Source organism: Longispora albida DSM 44784 (genome assembly GCF_000379825.1).
In the GTDB taxonomy this organism is placed as follows: domain Bacteria; phylum Actinomycetota; class Actinomycetes; order Mycobacteriales; family Micromonosporaceae; genus Longispora; species Longispora albida.
The window spans coordinates 289,729-311,166 of sequence record NZ_KB903833.1; the positions used below are offsets into that span (position 1 = coordinate 289,729).

Sequence of the window (21,438 nt, forward strand, 5' to 3'; positions counted from 1 at the left end):
GCTCCCCTCGCCCCGGTGCGCCGCCGGACGCGGCTGCGCGCTTTGCGACCCCGGCCCGGTGACGATCCGCCAGCCGCCTGGCTGACGGGTGGTCACCGCCCGGCTATGCCCTCGACTCGGCCCGCTTCTGGAGCTCCTTGAGGGCGGTGTCGATGATCATCTTCTCGGCCTTCTTCTTGAACATGCCGAGCATGCTCATGCCGAGCTCCACGGCGAGGGTGTAGGTCACGGTGCTCGTGCCGTCGCCGTTGTCCTCGATCGCGTACGAGCCGACCTGGCTCTTCTGCAGCTGGGACCGCTCGGTCAGGTGCCAGTGGATCTCGAAGGTGTCCTCGGAGTACTCGTACTGGAGGGTGTAGACGTCCTTCGCGACGCCCGCGTCCAGCTCGAACCGGACCTGGCTGGGATAGCCGTCCTCGTACTCCTCCGTCACCGTCGCCGACTGGACGGCACCGGCCCACTCGGGATAGGCAGCGAAGTCGATGATCACATCGCGGATCGTCTCGGGGGTGGCCTTGACGACGATGGACTGGGTGGTGGAGTCCGCCATGAGTGCGAAGAGTACTACCCTCCGACCGGCCGGCCGCACCACGCCACCACCTGCTGATACGGTCAAAACGTACGACGTACGTGACGGGCCTGTTCACGGAAGGCAACTCGGCGGTAAGTTCGCCGGTGTCAAGCACACCGGGGGGCTAGTGAAGGAGTCGATTGTGCGCGAGTTCTCCGTTCCGCCGGCAGTGACCGTCGCAGACGACACGAGCATGACGGACAAGGTCTGGGCCAACGCCGCCCAGTACGGAGACGTCGCCCAGTTCCGCAGGCCGGGCGCAGGCGGTTGGGTCGACGTCACCTGTACGGAGTTCCGTGACCAGGTGGCCGCGCTCGCCGCCGGGATGATCGCCGCCGGCATCAACGGCGGGGACCGGGTCGGGCTGATGAGCAAGACCCGCTACGAGTGGGCCGTCATCGACTACGCGATCTGGGCGGCCGGCGGCGTCACCGTGCCGATCTACGAGACGTCCTCCGCCGAGCAGGTGGAGTGGATCCTGTCGGACTCCGGGGCTGTCGCCTGCTTCGTCGAGACCGCCGAGCACGCCTCGCTGATCCCGGCGCTGCCGCAGCTGCAGCACATCTGGCAGATCGACGCCGGAGCGCTCGCCGAGCTGACCCCGGCCGAGCCGGATCTGGCCGCCGTGGAGGCGCGGCGCGGCGCGACCCAGGCCGCCGACGTCGCCACGATCATCTACACCTCTGGTACGACCGGTAAGCCCAAGGGCTGCGTGCTGACCCACCGCAACCTCTACTCGAACGCCGAGAACGCCCTGGCGAACTTCGACAGCGTCATCGGCAACGGCGGCTCCACCCTGCTCTTCCTGCCGCTGGCCCACTCGCTGGCCCGCATGATCCAGATCGCGTTCGTGCACGCCCGGGTGACCATCGGCCACACAGCGGACGTGAAGAACCTGCTGGAGGACCTGAAGACCTTCCGCCCGACCATCATCCTGTCGGTGCCGCGGGTCTTCGAGAAGGTCTACAACGGGGCGAAGCAGAAGGCGCACGCCGACGGCAAGGGCAAGATCTTCGACAAGGCCGCCGAGACCGCCATCGCGTGGAGCAGGGCGAACGACGCCGGCGGGGCTGGCCTGGGCCTGAGGCTCAAGCACACGATCTTCGACAAGCTGGTCTACTCCAAGCTCCGCGCCGCGCTCGGCGGCCAGTGCTCCAACGCCGTGTCCGGCGGCGCTCCGCTCGGCGCGCGCCTCGGCCACTTCTTCCGTGGCATCGGCGTGACCGTGTACGAGGGCTACGGCCTGACCGAGACCGCCCCGGTGACCAACCTGAACGAGCCGGGCCTGCAGCGGGTCGGTTCCGTCGGCCGCCCGATCCCGGGCACGACCGTGCGGATCGGCGACGACGGCGAGGTCCTGATCAAGGGCCCGCAGGTCATGAAGGGTTACTGGAACAACCCGCAGGCCACAGCGGAGGCGATCACCGGCGAGGGCTGGTTCCACACCGGGGACATCGGCGAGATCGACGACGCCGGCTTCCTCACGATCACCGGCCGCAAGAAGGAACTGATCGTCACCGCCGGCGGCAAGAACGTCGCCCCCGCCGTCCTCGAGGACCGGGTCAGGGCGCACGCGCTGATCAGCCAGTGCGTCGTGATCGGCGACCAGCAGCCCTTCATCGCCGCGCTGATCGCGATCGACGAGGAGGCGCTGCCGAAGTGGCTGGAGGCCCAGGGCCGGACCGGCGCGCTCGCCGAGCTGCGCGAGGACCCGGCGCTGCGGGCCGAGGTGCAGACCGCAGTCGACGACGCGAACAAGGCCGTCTCGCACGCCGAGGCGATCAAGGTGTTCCGGATCCTGCCGCGCGACTTCAGCGAGGCGACGGGCGAGCTGACCCCGTCGATGAAGGTGAAGCGGAACGTCGTCCACAAGGAGTACGCGAGCGAGATCGCCGCCATCTACGGGGCGTGACGACACTCGCGGAATCGGAGACTGGGTGCTGATCTGGACCGGGCTGCTCGCCCTCGCCGCGCTCCTCGTCGTGACCGTCGCCGTGGCCATCGGCTTCGGCGCCGGCCAGCGGCGGGCGGAGGCCCGGCACCGGCCTCAGCCGTACGAGGAGGCCACCCGGCTGCTCACCCAGCTCCGCACGGTCGCCAGGACCCTGCCCGGCGGCACGCTGGATCCTGGCGGGATCGCCGCGCACATGCTCGACGAGGTACGCGAGGCCGCGCCGCTGGACCGGGCGGCCGTGTTCGGCGCGAGCGGCGGCGGGCGGCTGGTGATCCTGGCGCAGGCCGGGGTGGAGCGGGTCGACTGGGAGACCTCGGTGGACGCGGACAGCGCTGTCGGCGACGCCTGGGCGACCCAGCAGCCGCAGACCTCGGCCCGTTCGCTGTCCCGCTCGCGCTCGCAGGCCGGCGGGGAGGTGTCCGCGCTGGTCGTGCCGCTGATGGCGGGCGTGCGGACGATCGGGCTGCTGGCTGTGGAGGCCGACCAGGCCTCGGCGTACCCGGCGGAGGTCGTCACGAACATCGCCGAGCTGGCCGGCCCGGCCGCGCTCCGGCTGGAGGCCGCGCTGCTCTTCGACGAGGTACGCACGCTGGCGACCAGTGAGGAACGCCAGCGGCTGGCCCGCGAGATCCACGACGGGGTGGCCCAGGAGCTCGTGATGGTCGGGTACGGCATCGACAACGCCCTGGCGCAGCTCCCGCCGGGCAGCGAGGGCGCCGAGAACGACCTGAAGGAACTGCGTACCGAGGTCACCCGGGTCATCACCGAGCTGCGGCTGAGCCTGTTCGAGCTGCGCAGCGAGGTGGAGCGGCACGGCGGGCTGGCCGCGGCGATCTCCGACTACGCGCGGACGATGGGTTCGGCCGGTGGCCTGCGCGTACACCTCTCGCTGGACGAGTCGACGTCCCGGCTGCCCGCCGCGACGGAGGGCGAGTTGCTGCGGATCGCGCAGGAGGCGATCACCAACGCGCGCAAGCACGCCAGGGCAGAGAACCTCTGGGTGACTTGCGAAGTGGACCCGCCATACGCTCGAATCGAGGTATCCGACGACGGTGCGGGGATCGGCGAAGGTGCGGCGGACGGCCGCTACGGCCTGACCATCATGGCCGAGCGGGCGGAGCGAGTCCGGGGCGAGCTGACCATCGCGCCCCGCGACCCGCGCGGTACCACGGTGGTCGTGGTGCTGGGCTCAGCGGTCCGGCACGGTACGGTATCGGCACCAGAGGGGGTATCCATCAAAGATGAGTGACCTGACGTCGAGTGAACCGACCCGGGTGCTGTTGGTCGACGACCATGACCTGATCCGCAAGGGGCTCAGTCATGCCTTCGAGCGTGACCCGCAGTTCGAGGTGGTCGGCGAGGCCGGCACCACCGCCGACGCGCTCCGGCTGTGCGCCGCCCTGTCGCCCGATGTCGTGATCATGGATCTCCGGCTGCCGGACGGCAGTGGCCTGGACGCGACCCGTGAGCTGCGCAAGAACCACCCGTCGATGGGCATCGTGGTGCTGACCATGTACGCCGGCGACGACCAGCTGTTCGGCGCGCTGGAGGCCGGGGCGAGCGCCTTCGTGCCGAAGAGCTCGCCTGCCGACGACGTGGTGGCCGCTGCGAGGCACGCGGCGTCCACGCCCAATGCCTTCACGGCGGCCGACCTGGCCGAGGCGATGAAGCGGCGGCTGGCCCCGTCCGGCCCGCAGCTGTCCCCGCGCGAGGGCCAGGTGCTGAAGCTGCTCGCCGACGGCATGAGCGTGGCCGGCATCGCCAAGCAGCTCTACGTCAGCGAGTCGACGGCCAAGACGCACATCTCGAAGCTCTACGAGAAGCTGGGTGCGGCCAACCGGGCGCAGGCCCTGATGACAGCGCTCCGCCTCGGCATCCTCGAGCCGCCGGACAAGCAGCGCTTCTGACCGTTGTTCCTCAAGACCCGTCTCCAGCTTCCTGGAGGCGGGTCTTTTGTTTCCTTCGTTACGAGCCGCCGTGGCGCACCCGTTCGCAGCCGGGAACCGCCCCGTCCTTTGAGGACGATGTCCCCGAGGCCCAGAAAAGTCTAGAACCGCCGATGTGATACCTCTATACCAGACTTATCCTGGTTCTCCGTTGAACCGACATCGCGCCATACTCGGGGAGAGACACTGTGGACGGCGTGCCCCTCCTGGACATCGTCACCCGCCGCCCCTGGCCCGCCGTGCTCCGCGGCGAGCAGGGCCTGCGGCAGCTCGGCCGGGCGCTCCGCGAACGGCACGCCCGCGCGCCGCGCGCCCCGCGCCCGGCCGGATACCTGGACTGGGAGTTGTCAGGCTCACGGACACCGCTGATCGACCTGTGCCAGCTGACCTGGGCCATCGCGCCCATCTCGCTGCGCCCGTTCACCGAGTTCGGCTTCCGGACCGAGCCGGACCGGCTGCGGCGGATCGAGGGGCTGTGCGAGGCGTACGGCGTCGATCCCGACATCGTCCTGCTGGCGGCTCCCGGGTGCATGCGCGAGGCCGCGCGGTCGCTCGAGAAGCGGTCGGCGAGCGGGGCAGCGGAGCTCCGCGAGACCATCGACTGGTACCTCGGCTGGCTCAAAAGGTGAAAAAACAAATGCATCCGTGGCGCCCGGGCTCCGGACTGGGTAACCTCCCCCCATTCGGCCTCAATGGAGAAGAGCTCGATAGCGCCGAGCTGGCCGACCACCTGGGAGGTACTGTGGGCGACTGGCGGGAGGACCGCGTGGGCGCTGCCCGGCGCGGCGAGAATCCGACTGTCCTGGCGAAGATGCGCAGCGGATACGCCGTGATCGGCGATACGCAGTTCCTGCCGGGATACTGCGTGCTGCTGTCGGACATCGACGGGGCCGAGCACCTGTCGGACCTGCCGCTGGACGAGCGGACCCAGTTCCTCACGGACATGGCCCTGCTGGGCGAGGCGGTGTTCAACGCCTGCAACGGCGACGACCCGCACTTCCGCCGGATCAACTACGAGATCCTGGGCAACAAGGACCACTACCTGCACGCGCACGTCTTCCCCCGGTACGCGTGGGAGCCGCCGGAGATGCGGACGGGCCCGGTGCGGCGTTACACCCAGGACCGGTGGACCCATCCCGAGTGGCAGCTGTCCAGCGACCACGACGGGCTGCGCAAGGCGATCACCCGCGAGCTGGAACGGCTGACGTCGGCGGCCTACGCGCTCTGACGCCCGCCAGCTGCGGGGGTAGGTGTCACCCCCGCAGCAGGGCCCGCATCCGTTCGGCCTTCACGTCCCAGCCCCACTCGCGTTCGACCCAGGCGCGGCCGGCCTTGCCCATCCGGGTGGCCAGCTCGCGGTCGGTCAGCAGGGTCACGAGGCGTTCCACGAGCACGGTGTCGTCGCCTGCGACGTACCCGGTCTCGCCCTCCAGCACCGCGTCCGGCGCCCCGCCCGAGTCGCCGGCGATGACGGGCAGGCCGACGGCGCTCGCCTCCAGGTACACCATGCCGAGGCCCTCGACGTCGAGGCCGCCGGCCCTGGTCCGGCAGGGCATCGCGAACACGTCGCCGGCCGCGTAGTGACCCGGCAGCTCCGCGTACGGCACGGAGCCGGTGAACACCACCGACCTGGTCACCCCGGCCGACTCGGCGAGCTTGGCCAGCCGCGCGCGGGACGGGCCGCCGGACACGAGCAGCAGCACCGCGCCGGGCACACGCCTGAGCACCTCCGGCAGCACCCGGATCAGCGTGTCCTGGCCCTTCCTGGGCACGAGCCGGCTCACGCACACGATCACCGGCCGGTCGCCCAGCCCGTGCCGCTGCCGGACGAAGTCCCCGGAGACGCCGGGGTGGAAGACCTCCAGCTCGACGCCGGGCGCGAGCGCCTCCAGGCTGGTCAGCGCGCCGAGAGCCGGGGCCAGCCGCACCCGCTGGTACTCCGTCAGGTACGTCAGGACGTCGGTGTGCCTGGCGATCGACCGCATCAGGCTCCGCGCGCCGGGCAGCTTCGCCCAGCCGATCTCGTGCCCGTGGGTGAGGCCGACCGCGCGCTCGATCCCGGTACGCCGCTTGAGGCCCGCCGCCAGCAGCCCGAGCGGGGCCGCCGCGCCGAACCACACGCGGTCGCAGCCGTGTGAGCGGGCGATCTCGGCGGCCCGGCGCGCCACGGCCCTGGTCGGCAGCAGCATGCCCGTGTCCTCGCGGATCACCTCGAACGGCTGCTCGGCGTCGAAGGCCGCCGACTTCGGGCCCTTCCACGTCGACGCGTACACCGTGAGGTGGTCCATCCGCAGCGCCAGGGCGTGCACGAAGGACTGGATGCCGCCGGGGCGGGGCGGGAAGTCGTTGGTGACCAGCAGTGTTTTCACTCGAACCTCACTCGAACCGGCCTGTCCTCGCGTACGCGATGCGTTCCACCGCGCTCGGGTGGCTGCCGAACATCCAGTACTCGAAGGCCGGCGGGTCGGGGTCGCCGAGGTTGACCAGCGCGAGGCGGCTCTGCATGGCGGCCAGCGTCTCGCGGTCACGGGTCGTGGACAGGGCGAAGGCGTCGGCCCGGCGCTCCATGCCCCGGGACAGGAAGTTCTGCACGGGGCCGAGCAGCAACCCGGCGATGGCCGCCACGGCCATGATCAGGGCGATCGCCCGGGGATCGGTGATCGACTCGACGCCGGCCCTGCGGAGCAGCGGGGTCCAGCCGCCCAGCAGGTACAGGCCGATCACGCCGGCCGCGGCGCCCAGCGCTCCGGCCACCGTGCCCCACACGACGTCGTTGTGCTTGGCGTGCCCGAGCTCGTGGGCCACCACGGCCTCGACTTCCTTGCCGGGGGCTTCTTTCAGCAGCGTGTCGTACACGACGATGCGGCGGGTCGGGCCGATGCCGGAGACGTAGGCGTTGACGGCCCTCGTCCGGCGGGAGGCGTCGGCGACCAGCACGTTCTTCACCGGGACGCCCCGGTCGGCCGCCATCGCCATCAGCTCCGTCCTCAGTGGAGAGTCGGGCATCGGCGTGAACTTGTTGAACACCGGCTCGATCAGGACCGGGAAGGCGAAGGACATCACCATCACCAGCACGGCCGCCCCGGCTGCCCCGATCGCCCACCACCAGCGCGGCGCGTACCGCACAAGGGTGTAGAACGCGGCGAGCGCCACGGCGGTGAGGACCACGCCCACCAGGTACCCCTTGAGAACGTCGACGCCCCACGCGGCCCAGTCGCGGGTCGACAGGCCGTAACGGCGCACGATGCTCTCCCGCCACGCTGCCAGCGGCAGCGTGAGGATCTGGCCGAGGGTGACCAGCAGCAGCCCGCCGAGCACGCCACGCATCAGCCAGTGGGTGCCGCACAGGCCCACCAGCCGCGCTCCCAGCGGCGTCAGGCCGAGCACCAGGGCGAAGCCCAGGCTGAGCAGCATCGAGCCGTACCCGCTGGGCCGCAGCTCCGACCGGAACTCACGCGCCCTGGTCACCTGCCCTTCCGGCAGGCCGGCCAGCGCGGCGGCCTGCTCGGCACGCGGCGGGCTCTCCAGGCCGGGGAACGCGCCGGAGAGCAGGGCCGCGGCACCGATCGCGAGCAGCAGGAGCCCGAAGGCCAGCCACGCGTACGTTCTCATCTCAGGTGGCCCTCCACATACTCCCGCCAGTGCGCGACGAAACCCTGCTCGGTGAGCCCGAGCTCGGCGCGGAACACGACGTTGATATCAGTACCCGCGGACATTTTCCTATACACCCTGATCAGGGCGTCCTCCCCGGCCCGCTCGACGATGAACCGGGCGGCCAGCCACGCCTCCTGGTACGCCTGGGCCTGCCGGGGGTTCTCCGCGCGGAAGTCCCGCCTGGCCGGCAGCTGGGCCGGCAGCCGGCCAGCGCGGACCTCGTCGGCGAGTTCCTTGGCGATGCTGCGGTCCCTGACGGCCGAGCGGCGGTACGCGACGTAGTCTGCCAGGCCCTCACCCAGCCAGAACGGGGTGACCACCGAGGTCAGCTGCCGGGCGGCGACGTGCGTGATCTCGTGGGTGAGCACGACCTGCCTGCCGCGCGGCGACAGCGTGCCGAACACCTCCGGGTTGATCACGACCCGGCCCTCGGGGTCGGTGACCGCGGCGGTCCGGCCCAGCTCACCGTCCTCGGCGAGCAGCGCACGCAGCTCGTCCTCAGTGGACGGCACGACGATCGTCGCGTGCTGCTGCCAGGCCCCGGCCGTACTCCAGAAATCGCCGACGGCCAGTACCGCGTCGCTGGCCGGCCAGAGGATCTTCTCCATCAGGCTCTCCGAGCCGGCGTGGCCGAGGACCAGCACCTGCCGGGTGGCCCGGTGGATCCACGGGGGTACCTCCGGCCGCCGCAGGTCCTCCGTCACGACACGCGCCTGCTGGGGCCCTGCCACCTGCCCGGCGGGGAAGCTGAGCGACAGTCCGGAGAGGACGGCCAGCACCATCAGCCCCCAGCGAACCCGGCTGCCCAGCAACGGCCGTCTCACTGCCGTTAAGAGGACCTAACTCTAGGACTGGCGGCGCTCTGGCGGCTCCAGAAGACGACCAGCGGCACAGAATCCGAGACCGGATACAACACCGGTATCCGGCCTCGGATTCTGCTTGCCGGATCGCCTCCTGGAACTCGCCATAGCACCACCGCCATAGAGTTAGGCCCTCTTGAGCCGCCGGAGCAGGGTGTCGGAGCTGAGCGGGTACGCGCCATGCCTGCGCACGCCGTCCGCGACCTCCCGGTCGGTCGAGATGACCACGACGGGCCGCCCGGAAGGCTCCGCGCGGACCAGCCGCCGGATCAGCTCGTCGGCCGTCTCGCCCTTCTTGCTGAACAGCACCCGGACGCCGCGCGGGGTCGGCGGCAGGCCGTGTATCCGCTCGGCGCCGTCGAAGACGCAGGTCACCTCGGCCCCGGTCTGGGCGGCGATCCCGCCGAGGCCGGTGACGAGCCGGGTGCGCTGCTGTTCGAGCGACAGCTCACCGAAGCCGGCCTTGGTCACGTTGTACCCGTCGACGATCATGTGCGCGCGGGGCAGCGAGAGCAGCTGGTCGAGCCGGGCCGGGTCGCTGGCCTCCAGCGCCCGCGCCGACGTACCGAGACGCTCGGGCAGGTCGGCGGCCACGTCGGCCACGAAGTCGGCTGGCAGCCGGTCGGCTGGTTCGAGGGAGAGCTCGCGGCGCAGGCCCTGAGCGGCCTGGCTGATCGTCTCCAGCAGCAGCCAGGTACGGGCGTCGCCGAGGGCGCGGGCGTCGCGGCCGGTGTGCCGGGCCGTCTCCAGCGCGCCTTCCGCGTCGGCCAGCTTGGCCCGCATCCTGCGGATCTCCGCGTCGTGGTCTGCCACGGCCTTGGCCGCGCGGCCCTTCTCGGTGCTGAGCAGCTCGCTGGCCCGCTTCTCCTTGCGCTCGGCCTCGGCCAGGGCGCGGGCCAGGGCGCGCGAGTCGTCCTTGAGCTGGGCGTTCTCCGTACGCAGCCGGGCGAGTTCCGCCTTGAGCTTGTCCAGCTCCACGCGGGTCGTGTGCTTCTCGTGCTCCGCGCGCTGCGCCCGGGACTCCGCGTCGCGGATCCGGCCCTCGACGGCGGCACTGCGCTCGCCGGCCTGGACGGCCTGTGTGGTGGCCTCGACCAGGTCCAGCCAGCCCTCCGGCCTGCTCAGGTACGCCAGGGCCGCGACCTCCACCGGGTCGGCCGAGGCCGGGCAGGTCCCGGCGAGCAGGGCCTCACCCAGCTCACCGGCCTCCTCCAGCACCTTCTTCGCGATCCGCTGCCGGAACACCGGGTCGGCCTCGACCTGCGCGGCCAGCGCAGGGCCGCCCAGCCGGGCCCGCCGGTTCGGCGCGAACCTGGCGATCTTCTTCAGGGTCTGCGGGATCTCGTCGAACGGCAGCCAGGACAGCGCGCCGGCCACCAGGGCCACGACCCGCTGCCGCACGGCGTCGGGCAGGTGCGGCTCAGCACCGGGGGCGCCAGCGACTCCCCCTTCCAGCGTCTCGGTCATGACGCCGGGCCGCCCGCGAGCCACGCGCCCGGCACGCAGCGGCAGCCGCAGGGCCCGGGAACGGGTGCGGCGTACGGCGTGCGGACGGCTGCCAACATCTGTCTAGTGTCGCATCGCGCTGCCACCGCACCGTCATCTGAGTCAAAACCCTGTGATTTTGTACCTTTGACCGGCATTCCCCGGCGGCCCGTCCCGTCTTGTCGTACGTGGCCGCTACGGTGTCCCCCGTGTTCCAGACCAGCATTGACGACCTCGGTGAGCCGTTACGCGCCGTCACGTTCGTCGTGGTCGACCTCGAGACGACCGGCGGCTCGCCAGAGGGCTCGGAGATCACCGAGATCGGCGCGGTGAAGGTGCGCGGCGGCGAGATCCTCGGCGAGTTCTCCACACTGGTCAACCCGGGCGGCCCCATCCCGCCGTACATCGTGGTGCTCACCGGGATCACCGACGCGATGGTCGCCGAGGCCCCGCCGATCGGTGAGGTGCTGCCGGCCTTCCTGGAGTGGGCGGGCGACGCGGTGTTCGTCGCGCACAACGCGCCCTTCGACATCGGCTTCCTCAAGGCGGCGTGCGCGAAGTCCGGCCGGGCCTGGCCGGGGCCCCGGGTGCTCGACACGGTCGCGCTGGCCCGGCGGACGCTCAGCAAGGAGGAGGTGCCGAACTGCAAGCTCGGCACGCTCGCCGCGTTCTTCCAGGCCGCCACGAACCCGGTGCACCGGGCGCTGGACGACGCGCGGGCCACGGTCGACGTGCTGCACGGGCTGCTCGGCCGGCTGAAGGACGTCGACACGTGGGCGGAGCTCACCGGGTACCTGAAGACCACGGATCCGGAGCGGCGCCGCAAGCGGTACCTGGCCCGCGGCCTGCCCAGCTCCCCCGGCGTGTACGTCTTCCGGGACAGCAACGACCTGCCGCTCTACGTCGGTACCAGCACCGACCTTGCCAGCCGGGTCGCCAGCTACTTCACCGCCTCGGAGAACCGGGCCCGGATGACCTCGATGATCCGGCTCGCCGAGCGGGTGGAGACCGTCGAGTGCTCGCACCGGCTGGAGGCGGAGGTCCGCGAGCTGCGGATCATCGCCGCGCACCAGCCCCCGTACAACAAGAAGTCGAAGTACCCGCGCAGGCCACCCCGCCCGGTGCGCGACCTCGACGGGCAGGTCACCAAGCTCCTGGGCCGGATCGAACGCCTGTCGGAGCAGCAGCTCTACGAGGAGGCCGCCCTGGACCGGATCAAGCTCGCCAGGCTGCTGCGCGGCGCGATCCGGCTGTCGCGGCTGTCCTCGCTGACCTCGATCGCCGAGCTGGTCGCCGCCAGGCCGGACGGGCGGGGCGGCTGGGAGATCAGCGTGATCCGGCACGGCAGGCTGGCTGCGGCCGGCACGTCGCCGCCCGGCGTCCATCCCCGCCCGACGCTGGACGTGCTGCTGGCGACGGCCGAGACGGTGACCGGCCCGGGCGCCACCACCGAGGAGACCGAGCTGCTGCATTCCTGGCTGGAGCGGCCGGAGACCCGGTTGGTCGAGGCCACCGCTGGCTGGGCGAGCGAGGCCTCCGGGGCCGGCCGGTGGGCGGGTTTGCTCCAGAAGGCAGAAATACATACCCACAAGTCATCGACCGAGGCGCGCCTGGATCGTTAGGATCAGTAAAAGGTCGTCCCATTCCACGCGCCGCGGAGAGGGGTGGTTTGTCATGGCTCTCGAAGCCAGCATGCCCCACCTGCCCGCACAATGGCTGCGTTCGGTCCTGCCGTGGGGTGGCGGCCCCGCTCACCAGTCACCGGTTGATCCGGTGCTCGCCGCGCACCGCCGCCAGCATCCCCGGGCCGACGTCAGCATCGTGCGGCGAGCATACGAGGTCGCCGAGCTGGCGCATCGAGGTCAGATGCGCAAGAGCGGCGAGGAGTACATCACTCATCCCCTGGCGGTCGCCGAGCTGCTGGCCGACCTGGGCATGGACACGATCACCCTGGCCGCAGCGCTGCTGCACGACACGGTCGAGGACACGGCGTACACGCTGGAGCAGCTGGACACCGACTTCGGCCACGAGGTGTCCTACCTGGTCGACGGGGTGACCAAGTTCGACAAGGCCTTCTACGGTGACGCCGCCGAGGCGGAGACCTACCGGAAGATGATGCTCTCGGCCGGCCGGGACATCCGGGTCCTGATCATCAAGCTGGCCGACCGGGTGCACAACATGCGGACCCTCGGGGTCCGCTCGTCGAAGTCGAAGACCCGGATCGCGCAGGCGACCAGCGAGGTGCTGATCCCGCTCGCCGACCGGCTCGGTATCCAGCGGATCAAGCGTGAGCTGGAGGACATCGTCTTCTTCCATCTTGATCCGGCCGGCTGGGCCGAGATGGACGACTACTTCCGCACCCAGCCGGAACGCAACAACTACCTCACCGGCGTGACCAGCAAGGTGCTCGGCGAGCTGCGCGCGCTGAAGGTGCACGCCGACATCTCCCCGCGTAAACGCCACCACTGGTCACTGTGGAACGACCGGGTGCGGCGCGGTCACCTGTACGATCCGCCGCGCCTCGCGATCATCGTCAACGGCCCGGACACCGACTGTTACGCGGCCCTCGGCGCGGTGCACGGCTTGTGGCGGCCCCTTCCGGGCCGCTTCAAGGATTTCATCGCCACCCCGAAGTTCAACCTGTACCAGTCGCTGCACACCACCGTCCTCGGCCCCGGCGACCAGCCGGTGGAGTTCCTGATCCGGACGAGGTCGATGCACGCGACCGCCGAGTACGGGATCGTGGCCCAGTTCCGGGCAGGCGGCAACGGCAACCCGGAGCGGAACAATCCCGAGCAGCTGGAGTGGCTGCACCGGCTGCTCGACTGGCAGCGCGACGCAGTGGACTCCGGCGACTTCCTCACGGCGCTGCGCTGTGACCTGTCGGAGGAGCAGATCCAGGTGTTCACGTCCGGCGGGGCGCAGGTGACGCTGCCGTCGGAGGCGACGCCGGTCGACCTGGCGTACACGCTGGGCGACGGGGACCGGATGATCGGCGCGTACATCAACGGCAGGCTCTCGCCGTTGTCAGCCCCGTTGTCCGACGGCGACCGGGTGGAGATCATCCACGCGACCCTGGGTGACGAGCCAGTCCGGCCTTCCGCGGACTGGCTCGAGTTCATCCGCAGCCCGCACGCCCGGCTCCAGGTCAGCCAGTGGCTCGCCGAGCACGGCTACGGCGAGGACATCGCCGACCAGGAGGCCGCACCGGTCTCGCTCGGCAACAAGCTGCGGCTGGGCCGTTCGGCGATCGGCCTGGCGCTGCGGCAGCGCAACCGGGCCCTGGCCAGCGACCATCCGCTGCGCACCCTCGCGCACAAGCTCGGCTACCCGGATCTCGACGCGCTGCTGGTCGCGGTGGCCGAGCGCCGGGAGACGGCCAACGAGCTGGTGGAGCGGCTGATCGCCGCTGTGGACGAGCCGGGCGCGGCGAGCCTGGCCCGGGGGTAGCACCCCCGGCGCGGGGCTGGCCCGGCCCGGGGGTTAGACCGGCTCGCGGTGAACGGCCTAGTCTGGGGCGGTGATTCTCCGCCGGGCCGTCTACCGCGTGTTCTACTCCCTGCCGCATCGGACGAGGCACAGGATCGTCCGGCTGTTCTCGCCGACGTACATCCTGGGGGCGGTGACCCTGGTGTTCAGCCCGGACGGCAGCCAGATCCTGCTGCTGCACCAGCCGCCGGGCCGGGGCTGGTCGCTGCCGGGCGGGCTGCTCGACCGGGGCGAGCGGCCGATCGAGGGTGCGGTGCGGGAGCTGCGGGAGGAGACGGGCATCGTCGCCGAGCTGTCCACTGTGGAGGCGATGGTGCCGAACGCGATGGTGCACCACGTGGGGCGGTGGGTGGACATGGTGTTCACGACGCGGGTACCGGTGGACACTCCCCTGGAGGTTGATCCGGCCGAGGTGAACGAGGCGCGGTGGTTCGCGGTGGACGGGCTCGGCGAGGAGCCGCGGCTGTCGACGGCCACGGCCCGGCTGCTCGGGTACTACGGGATCGGTCCCATGGCGGGGAAGGTCACGTGAGCATCTGCGCGTTCGTGCTGGCAGCTGGTGAGGGCACGCGGCTGCGCCCGTTGACGCTGACGACGCCGAAGCCGTTGCTGCCGGTCGGTGGCGTGCCGCTGCTGGACCGGGTGCTGGATCTGCTGGCGGACGCCGGGCTGTCCGGTACGGAGAACGTGGCCGTCAACGCCTGGCACCTGGCGCACCTGATCGAGAAACACGCGAAGGACCGGGCGCACGTCGAGGTCGAGCCGGAGCTGCTGGGCAGTTCGGGTTCGGTGGCGCGGCTGCGGCCGTGGATCGACGGCCGCGCGGTGCTCGTGATCAACGGCGACGCGTACCTGCACGGCGGCGACCTGAGCCCGCTGCTCGACGGCTGGGACGGCGGGACGGTGCGGATGCTCGGCGTACCGGCAGGCGAGGACGAGCCGTTCAGGTTCGGCCGCCACGTGTTCGCTGGTGCCTCGCTGCTGCCCTGGGACGTGGTGGCGGGCCTGCCGGAGGGGCACTCGCATCTCGTGCACACCGCCTGGCGGCCGGCCGAGCGCGAGGGCAGGCTGGAGATCCGCGAGTTCGCCGGCTCGTACCTGGACTGCGGCACCCCCGCCGACTACGAGGCCGCGAACCGGCTGGCTAGCATGAGGAGCCAGGACCTCTGATCCTGACCGCCCATCGACGCTGGGAGCAGCAAGTGATCACCGCGATCGTGCTCATCGACTGTGCCGCTGATTCCATTCCTGAGGTCGCCGACACCTGCGCCAACCTGCCGGGGGTGACCGAGGTCTACTCGGTCGCCGGGCACGTCGACCTGATCGCGATGGTCCGGGTCCGCGAGTTCGAACAGATCGCCGAGGTGATCGCCTCGGGGATCTCGAAGGTGCCGGGTGTGGTGAAGACGGAGTCGCACATCGCGTTCCGCGCGTACTCCAAGCACGACCTGGAGGAGACCTTCGCGATCGGCTTCGAGGAGTAGCCGGCCGGAGCAGTCACCCAGGGTGGCCACCGGCCGAGCACTGGCCAGCGAAAGCTACTCGCGAGTAAAGTAGCTGGGGTGCAGCAGATTCACCTGACCCATGACGGCCAGCAGCTCGGCGTGCACGTGTACCCGGACGCGGCCGAGGACTCCCCCGTCGTCGTGTTCCTGCCCGCGATGGGCGTCCCGGCCGGGTACTACAAGCCGTGGGCCGCAGCGCTGCGGGCCGAGGGGCTGACGCCGATCATTCCCGACCTGCGGGGTACCGGGAGCAGCAGGCCGCGCCCGGCCCGCGGCACGGAACACGGGCTCGACGAGCTGGTCAGCGACGTCGGCACGGTACTGGCGGCGCTGCGCCCGAGGCTTGAGGGCCGCAAGGTCCTGCTGGCCGGGCACTCGCTCGGCGGCCAGCTCGCCTCGCTGCACCTGTCGCGCGACCCGAGCGGGATCGACGGCCTGCTGCTGCTGGCGACCGGCGTGCCGTACTACCGGATCTACCGCCACCGCCGGCTCGGCGTCCTCGCCTTCAGCCAGGGCATCTACGCCGGCGCCCGGCTGATCGGGTACTGGCCGGGCTGGATCTTCGCGGGCCGCCAGTCGAAGAACGTGATCCGCGACTGGGCGTACACTTCCCGGCACGGCCGGTTCCCGATGCCGGGCGCTGAGGACGCGCTGACCACGGTGGATCTGCCAGTACTCGCGGTGAGCGTGGCCGGCGACCAGTTCACGCCTTCGGTGACGCTCGACCACCTGGTCGGCAAGCTGACCAGCGCCCGCGTCACGCGCAGTCACTACCGCGCTCCCGAGCGGGTCGATCACTTCACCTGGGTCAGGGCCGCCGGGCCGCTCGCCGCCGAGGTGGCAGCTTTCGTCCACACGTTGTAGGGCACGCCCTTTCCCAATCTCCCGCCGATCGGCGCATAATCGCGATCTGGTCGTAGAGGCTCGATCCGGTCGTGCAGGATCGGTGGTGGAGAGGGAGGTCGGCGACGGTGGTGCTGGGCTGGCGGGACAAGGCGGTGCCGGGCTGGGCGCAGGGGCTGACGGCCGCCGAGTTCCTCGCGCGTGCGCCGGGGCTCGCCGAGCTGGGCACTCCCCTGCTGACCATCGACCGGCCAGCCCTGCGGCACAACATCGCGGCGATGGCCGCCTGGTGCTCAGCTTCCGGTCTCGCCCACGCCCCGCACGGCAAGACCACGATGGCACCGTCGATCTGGCGGGCTCAGATCGAGGCGGGGGCGCAGGCGATCACGCTGGCCACCGCCGCGCAGCTGAGGGTGGCGCGTGCGTCCGGCTTTGATCAGCTGGTACTGGCGAACGCCCTGCTGGACCCGGTCGCCCTGCGCTGGCTCCGCGCCGAGCTCGACGAGCACCCGCGGTTCGAGTTCGTGTCGTTCGTGGACAGTGAGCGTGCGGTGCGGCTGATGACCGAGGCGCTCGACGGCGTGTCGCGGCCGGTCGGCGTGTGCGTGGAGCTGGGCGCGCCGGGCGGGCGGGCCGGCTGCCGCGACGACGACGAGGCCGTGGCGGTAGCAGAAGCGATCCGGAAGAGCCCGGTGCTGAGGTTCGCCGGCGTCGCCGGGTACGAGGGCATCCTCGCCCATGACGTGCTGCCGGAGAGCCGGGCGGTCGTGGCAGCGTTCCTGGAGCGGATGGCCCGGATGGCGGCCACGCTGGAGGCCGAGCTGGTCACTGCCGGTGGCAGCACGTACTTCGACCTGGTGGGCGAGATCCTCGGGCCGCTGGTGGCGCAGGGTACGACGGTGCAGCTGAGGGCCGGGTGTTACGTGACGCACGACGACGGGTTCTACGCCCGGACGTCGCCGCTGGCCGGGGAGCTGCGCTCGGCGATCCACGGCTGGGCGCGGGTACTGTCGCGGCCCGAGCCGGGGCTGGCTCTGCTGGACGGCGGCAAGCGGGACTTCCCGTACGACGACGGGCTGCCGGTGCCGCTGGACGTGCCGGGCGGCGAGGTCTTCGCGGTGAACGACCAGCATGCTTATCTGCGCTTGGCTCCGGGTTCCAGTGTGGAGGTTGGTGACGTGGTGCGGCTGGGGTTGTCGCATCCGTGCACGGCGTTCGACAAGTGGGGCCTGATCCCGGTTGCCGAGGACGGCGTCGTGGTCGACCTGATCCGGACGTACTTCTGATGACCGTCATCCGGGGCGCGATGATCGCCGACGGGTCTGGCGGGGCTCCGTACCGGGCCGACGTGCGGATCAGCGAGGGCGTCGTGACCGAGGTCGGCCGGATCGCCGGGCCGGGTACCGACGCTGGCGGGCTGGTGCTGTCCCCGGGCCGGATCGGCCGCGTACCGGACCCGGCAGCCGGGATCACGACCGCCGTGTACGGGATGGACGGCCCGAGCTGGGCGCCCGCCGACGAGACGAGCTGGGAGGAGCTGCGCCGGCTGCTCGGCGGGGAACCGGAGCGGACGGTGGGGGCGCTGCTGGCCCGGTACGACAAAGGCAGTGTGGTGAACTGCTGCTACCTGGTACCCCATGCGAATCTGAGGTTGATCGCCGCTGGCGGCGAGAAACGGCCTCTGACACTGACCGAGCTGGACCGGATCCGGGCGATCCTGGCGATCGGGCTCCAGGACGGCGCGCTGGGGATCGCGGAGTCGCCGGGCTACGAGGACGCGGAGGAGCTGGCCGACCTGGGCCGGGTCGCGGCCTCCTACCACGGCTACTACGCGGGGTCGGCGGACGTGGCGTGGCAGGCGCGGTGCACGCGCTTCGAGCCGGAGACGGTGCGGCTGGCGCGGCGCGGCCGCGTGCAGGCCGGGTGCTACGCGGATCTCGTTCTGTCCGATGTGGATGGCGTGGTGCGGCGCGTCTACGTCAATGGCGTCGAGGTTTTCGGGGACGGATCACTGACCGGTGCTACACCCGGTTGGGGTCTCCGGCGCGCAGAGTGAGCGCGCGGCGAGCGGTTGTGCCGCCGCCTGACGGGGTGCCATAAGAAACTCTTAGATACCTATACATGAATATCTGCTTCCGGCTAGCCTGCTCCCACCGAACGGCGGACCACCCCTCCGCCGTTCGGCCCCCTCTGGAGGAGGCACACCTTGCGACTCACCCCTCGAACCGTCCTCGCAGGACTGGCCGGAGGCTCCGCTGTCGCCCTCACCCTCGCGCTCACCTCGCTCAGCGCGCAGGGCGTGGACAACAGCAGGGTCGTCGGCGCCTCGGGCAGCTCCGAGCTGACCCGCCTCGCCGCGGACGGCACCTACCAGCTCAGCGTCGACAGTGGCCGGACGTGGACCAGGTCCCGGCAGCAGGCCACGCAGATCAAGCTGCGCAACCGCTCCTTCGACCCGAAGGAGGACGTGGCCTCGCTGCGCACGCAGACCGGGGCGTACCTGGTCCAGTTCGCCGCTGCCCCGCTCGACAGCCAGCGGCGCGAGCTCCAGCGGCTCGGTGCCAGGGTCGGCGCGTACATCCCGGACTTCGCGTACGTGGTGCGGATGGACTCGGCGACCGCCGACAAGGTGGCCGGCAAGTCCTACGTCCGGGCCGTGACGACGTACGAGCCCGCTGACAAGTACGAGGCCACGACCGGCACCAAGCGGTACGCGATCACGCTCGTCGAGAAGAACGGGAACGACCAGCGGACCGTGGCCGAACGGGTCACAGCGCTCGGCGGGACGGTGCACGTCCTGTCCGCGAGCAAGCAGCTGCTGGAGGCGACCCTGACCCCGGCCCAGCTCGGCAGCCTCGCCCAGCACGACGCCGTCCTGGCGATGGACGAGACCTCCGCGCCGCAGACCGACATGGACAAGGCCCGCGAGGACGGCGGCGCGAACGCGATCGAGACGGCACGCGGCTACAAGGGCCAGGGCGTGCGCGGCGAGGTCATGGACGGCGGCCTGCGGGTCACGCACCAGGAGTTCTCGGCCAAGCCCCCGATCGTGCACGGCGGGAACAGCACCGACACCAGCCACGGCACGTCCACGTACGGCCAGATCTTCGCGAGCGGCGTCACGCCGGCCGCCCGGGGCCTCCTGCCCGAGGCCCAGGGCTTCATCGCGGCGTACGGCAGCGTGACCGACCGCTACGCGCACACCGCGCAGCTGGTCGACCCGGCGGGCAACTACCGGGCCGTCTTCCAGTCGAACTCGTGGGGCGACGCGCTGACCACGTCCTACACCTCGATCTCGGCGGCGATGGACGACATCGTGTTCGACCACGACCTGCTGATCTGCCAGTCGCAGAGCAACGCCGGTACCCGGCAGTCCCGGCCGCAGGCGTGGTCGAAGAACGTGGTGAGCGTCGGCGGCCAGTACCACAAGGACACCCTGTCCCGGACCGACGACGCCTGGAACAGCGGCGCGAGCATCGGCCCGGCCGCCGACGGCCGGATCAAGCCGGACCTGTCGAACTACTACGACTCCATCTACACGACGTCCTCGTCGTCGAACACGTCGTACACCAGCGGCTTCGGCGGCACGAGCGGCGCGACCCCGATCACCTGCGGCAACTTCGGCCTGCTGTTCCAGATGTGGGCCGACGGCGTGTTCGCCGGGGCGCCGGGGCAGAACCGTGACGTGTTCACCAGCCGCCCGCACGCGGCGACGGCCAAGGCACTCATGATCAACCAGGCGAACTCGTACGCGTTCTCTGGCGAGAGCCACGACCTGACCCGGGTCCACCAGGGCTGGGGCACGGCGAGCGTCGGCAACCTGTACAACCAGGCCCAGGCCAACGGGTGGCGGCTGCCGATCCTGGTCAACGAGAGCGACCTGCTGACGACCGGCACGAAGAAGACCTACACCATCACGACGGACGGTACCCAGCCGCTCAAGGCCACGATGGTGTACACCGACCCGCAGGGCTCCCCCACGGCTGCCCAGGCCCGGGTCAACGACCTCACGCTCAAGGTCACGGCCCCGAACGGCACCGTGTACTGGGGCAACAACGGCCTCAAGGCCGGCAACTGGTCGACGGCCGGTGGCACGTCCAACACGGTCGACACCGTCGAGAACGTGCTCGTCCAGAACCCGGCGGCTGGCACCTGGACCATCGAGGTCATCGCCGACGAGGTCAACCAGGACGGCCACCCCGAGACGCCGGGCGTCGACGCCGACTACGCGCTCGTGGTGACCGCGAAGACGGGCCCGGCGCCGACCGGTACGCCGACCGTCACCCCGACGGGCACTCCGACCGCGACGCCGACCGTCACGCCGAGCTGCGGGCCGAAGAAGGTCACCAACATCAACGACGTGACGATCAGCGACAACTCCACTGTGGAGAGTTCGATCGCGGTCACCGGCGTCTGCGGCAACGCCCCGGCCACTCTCAAGGTGGACGTGGACATCAAGCACACGTGGCGAGGTGACCTGGTCATCTCCCTCGTCGCCCCGGACGGGACCGTGTACCTGCTGGAGGACATCGCGAACAACGACAGCGCGGACAACGTGATCAAGACGTACACGGTGAACGCGTCTAGTGAGGTCGCGAACGGTACCTGGAAGTTGAGGGTGCAGGATGTGGCTTCGCAGGACGTCGGCAAGATAGACAGCTGGTCGTTGAACTTCTGAGGCTGAACAGGAGCGGCCCCGGTGCTGGGTGCACCGGGGCCACTTCGTTCGCTGGGCGTCAGATCAGCATGACGGCGCCCACCATCGCCAGCCCGGGTCAGCGTCGAGCTTGGCGAGGAAGTCCTCCGCGACCAGCTCATCGCCGTAGTTCGTGTCGATCACAAACGGCGCCCGGTGCACAAGGTGCCTGACCAGCGCCTCGATCAGACGGTGGCTCCGGTAGTCGATCGCGTAGACAGCCGGTGTACCGGTGAACGCACCCGGCTGCCAGAGCTCCGGATCGTACTCGTCAGCGACCAGATAGCCGTGGTACTCGCCGAGCTCGATGAGCACCACCTTGCCGCTGGGCGAGGTGGTCGTCCTGGCCACCTCCGAGATCCAGGCACCGAGCTCGTCCCAGCCCGGACCGGGCTCACGGAATGCGAACACCGCCGTCTTCATGATGGTTCCTTC

General features: G+C 70.7%; 19 protein-coding genes and 1 pseudogene. 14 read left to right on the forward strand and 6 right to left on the reverse strand.

Annotation, left to right across the window (positions count from 1 at the left end; genetic code table 11):
• Nucleotides 1-103: 103 nt before the first annotated feature.
• Complete coding sequence (locus tag A3G1_RS0119025) at nucleotides 104-550, reverse strand: SRPBCC family protein (protein ID WP_018351068.1); 447 nt, start codon at nucleotides 548-550, stop codon at nucleotides 104-106.
• A 163-nt stretch (nucleotides 551-713) separates the two neighbouring features.
• Between A3G1_RS0119025 and A3G1_RS0119030 the strand changes: the two genes are divergently transcribed.
• From A3G1_RS0119030 to A3G1_RS0119050, 5 genes and pseudogenes are all read left to right on the forward strand, one after another.
• The gene (locus A3G1_RS0119030; RefSeq protein ID WP_018351069.1) at nucleotides 714-2,483 is read left to right on the forward strand and encodes an AMP-dependent synthetase/ligase; all 1,770 of its coding nucleotides are present in this window, start codon (nucleotides 714-716) and stop codon (nucleotides 2,481-2,483) included.
• Between the two features lie 16 nt (nucleotides 2,484-2,499).
• Nucleotides 2,500-3,774: pseudogene (locus A3G1_RS0119035) on the forward strand (sensor histidine kinase); the annotation flags it as partial.
• The gene (locus A3G1_RS0119040; protein ID WP_018351071.1) at nucleotides 3,767-4,432 is read left to right on the forward strand and encodes a response regulator transcription factor; all 666 of its coding nucleotides are present in this window, start codon (nucleotides 3,767-3,769) and stop codon (nucleotides 4,430-4,432) included. The pseudogene A3G1_RS0119035 and the gene A3G1_RS0119040, both read left to right, overlap by 8 nt.
• Nucleotides 4,433-4,668: 236 nt before the next feature.
• Nucleotides 4,669-5,100, forward strand: a complete 432-nt coding sequence (locus A3G1_RS0119045) for a hypothetical protein (RefSeq protein WP_157641227.1) — start codon at nucleotides 4,669-4,671, stop codon at nucleotides 5,098-5,100.
• Nucleotides 5,101-5,213: 113 nt separating this feature from the next.
• Entirely contained in the window at nucleotides 5,214-5,699 is a 486-nt protein-coding gene (locus tag A3G1_RS0119050) for an HIT family protein (RefSeq protein WP_018351073.1), read from the forward strand.
• Between the two features lie 25 nt (nucleotides 5,700-5,724).
• Here the strand turns inward: A3G1_RS0119050 and A3G1_RS0119055 are convergent, their stop codons facing one another.
• The 4 genes from A3G1_RS0119055 to A3G1_RS0119070 all read right to left on the reverse strand — a co-directional run bounded on the left by A3G1_RS0119055 (nucleotide 5,725) and on the right by A3G1_RS0119070 (nucleotide 10,452).
• Entirely contained in the window at nucleotides 5,725-6,840 is a 1,116-nt protein-coding gene (locus tag A3G1_RS0119055) for a glycosyltransferase family 4 protein (protein WP_018351074.1), read from the reverse strand.
• 7 nt (nucleotides 6,841-6,847) lie between these two features.
• Nucleotides 6,848-8,083 (reverse strand): M48 family metallopeptidase, encoded by a 1,236-nt coding sequence (locus tag A3G1_RS0119060; RefSeq protein WP_018351075.1) that lies wholly within the window; start codon nucleotides 8,081-8,083, stop codon nucleotides 6,848-6,850.
• Complete coding sequence (locus A3G1_RS35595) at nucleotides 8,080-8,949, reverse strand: gluzincin family metallopeptidase (protein WP_157641228.1); 870 nt, start codon at nucleotides 8,947-8,949, stop codon at nucleotides 8,080-8,082. Before A3G1_RS35595 ends, A3G1_RS0119060 begins: the two co-directional genes overlap by 4 nt.
• A gap of 162 nt (nucleotides 8,950-9,111) precedes the next feature.
• Nucleotides 9,112-10,452 carry an NYN domain-containing protein gene (locus A3G1_RS0119070; RefSeq protein WP_018351077.1) on the reverse strand — a complete coding sequence of 447 codons (1,341 nt, stop codon included), beginning with the start codon at nucleotides 10,450-10,452 and terminating at the stop codon, nucleotides 9,112-9,114.
• 218 nt (nucleotides 10,453-10,670) lie between these two features.
• On the opposite strand from A3G1_RS0119070, the gene A3G1_RS0119075 reads away from it, so the two are divergent.
• From A3G1_RS0119075 to A3G1_RS0119115, 9 genes are all read left to right on the forward strand, one after another.
• On the forward strand, nucleotides 10,671-12,092 hold the full coding sequence (locus tag A3G1_RS0119075; protein ID WP_245563540.1) for a DEDD exonuclease domain-containing protein: 1,422 nt from the start codon (nucleotides 10,671-10,673) through the stop codon (nucleotides 12,090-12,092).
• Nucleotides 12,093-12,144: 52 nt separating this feature from the next.
• Nucleotides 12,145-13,920, forward strand: coding sequence for a RelA/SpoT family protein (locus A3G1_RS0119080; protein WP_026212287.1), 1,776 nt, complete (start codon nucleotides 12,145-12,147; stop codon nucleotides 13,918-13,920).
• Nucleotides 13,921-13,990: 70 nt separating this feature from the next.
• On the forward strand, nucleotides 13,991-14,491 hold the full coding sequence (locus A3G1_RS0119085) for an NUDIX hydrolase (protein ID WP_018351081.1): 501 nt from the start codon (nucleotides 13,991-13,993) through the stop codon (nucleotides 14,489-14,491).
• The gene (locus A3G1_RS35600; protein WP_018351082.1) at nucleotides 14,488-15,129 is read left to right on the forward strand and encodes a nucleotidyltransferase family protein; all 642 of its coding nucleotides are present in this window, start codon (nucleotides 14,488-14,490) and stop codon (nucleotides 15,127-15,129) included. The genes A3G1_RS0119085 and A3G1_RS35600 overlap by 4 nt, the downstream gene beginning before the upstream one ends.
• 32 nt (nucleotides 15,130-15,161) lie before the next feature.
• Nucleotides 15,162-15,443: an Lrp/AsnC family transcriptional regulator gene (locus tag A3G1_RS0119095; RefSeq protein ID WP_018351083.1), complete on the forward strand. Its 282-nt coding sequence runs from the start codon at nucleotides 15,162-15,164 to the stop codon at nucleotides 15,441-15,443.
• A gap of 78 nt (nucleotides 15,444-15,521) precedes the next feature.
• Nucleotides 15,522-16,328: an alpha/beta hydrolase family protein gene (locus A3G1_RS0119100; protein ID WP_018351084.1), complete on the forward strand. Its 807-nt coding sequence runs from the start codon at nucleotides 15,522-15,524 to the stop codon at nucleotides 16,326-16,328.
• Nucleotides 16,329-16,435: 107 nt separating this feature from the next.
• Entirely contained in the window at nucleotides 16,436-17,593 is a 1,158-nt protein-coding gene (locus A3G1_RS0119105) for an alanine racemase (RefSeq protein ID WP_018351085.1), read from the forward strand.
• On the forward strand, nucleotides 17,593-18,363 hold the full coding sequence (locus A3G1_RS35605; protein ID WP_018351086.1) for an amidohydrolase family protein: 771 nt from the start codon (nucleotides 17,593-17,595) through the stop codon (nucleotides 18,361-18,363). Before A3G1_RS0119105 ends, A3G1_RS35605 begins: the two co-directional genes overlap by 1 nt.
• A gap of 150 nt (nucleotides 18,364-18,513) precedes the next feature.
• Nucleotides 18,514-20,985: a proprotein convertase P-domain-containing protein gene (locus A3G1_RS0119115; protein WP_018351087.1), complete on the forward strand. Its 2,472-nt coding sequence runs from the start codon at nucleotides 18,514-18,516 to the stop codon at nucleotides 20,983-20,985.
• Nucleotides 20,986-21,048: 63 nt separating this feature from the next.
• Here A3G1_RS0119115 and A3G1_RS0119120 read toward each other — a convergent pair whose 3' ends face one another.
• The gene (locus A3G1_RS0119120; RefSeq protein WP_018351088.1) at nucleotides 21,049-21,426 is read right to left on the reverse strand and encodes a hypothetical protein; all 378 of its coding nucleotides are present in this window, start codon (nucleotides 21,424-21,426) and stop codon (nucleotides 21,049-21,051) included.
• Between the last annotated feature and the right edge of the window lie 12 nt (nucleotides 21,427-21,438).

Bases quoted from the DNA above. Each gene is read 5' to 3' on its own strand.
- A3G1_RS35605 (WP_018351086.1), top strand. From the start codon at position 17,593: ATGACCGTCATCCGGGGCGCGATGATCGCCGACGGGTCTGGCGGGGCT.
- A3G1_RS0119060 (WP_018351075.1), bottom strand. From the start codon at position 8,083: ATGAGAACGTACGCGTGGCTGGCCTTCGGGCTCCTGCTGCTCGCGATC.
- A3G1_RS0119080 (WP_026212287.1), top strand. From the start codon at position 12,145: ATGGCTCTCGAAGCCAGCATGCCCCACCTGCCCGCACAATGGCTGCGT.
- A3G1_RS0119025 (WP_018351068.1), bottom strand. From the start codon at position 550: ATGGCGGACTCCACCACCCAGTCCATCGTCGTCAAGGCCACCCCCGAG.
- A3G1_RS0119040 (WP_018351071.1), top strand. From the start codon at position 3,767: ATGAGTGACCTGACGTCGAGTGAACCGACCCGGGTGCTGTTGGTCGAC.
- A3G1_RS0119120 (WP_018351088.1), bottom strand. From the start codon at position 21,426: ATGAAGACGGCGGTGTTCGCATTCCGTGAGCCCGGTCCGGGCTGGGAC.
- A3G1_RS0119070 (WP_018351077.1), bottom strand. From the start codon at position 10,452: ATGACCGAGACGCTGGAAGGGGGAGTCGCTGGCGCCCCCGGTGCTGAG.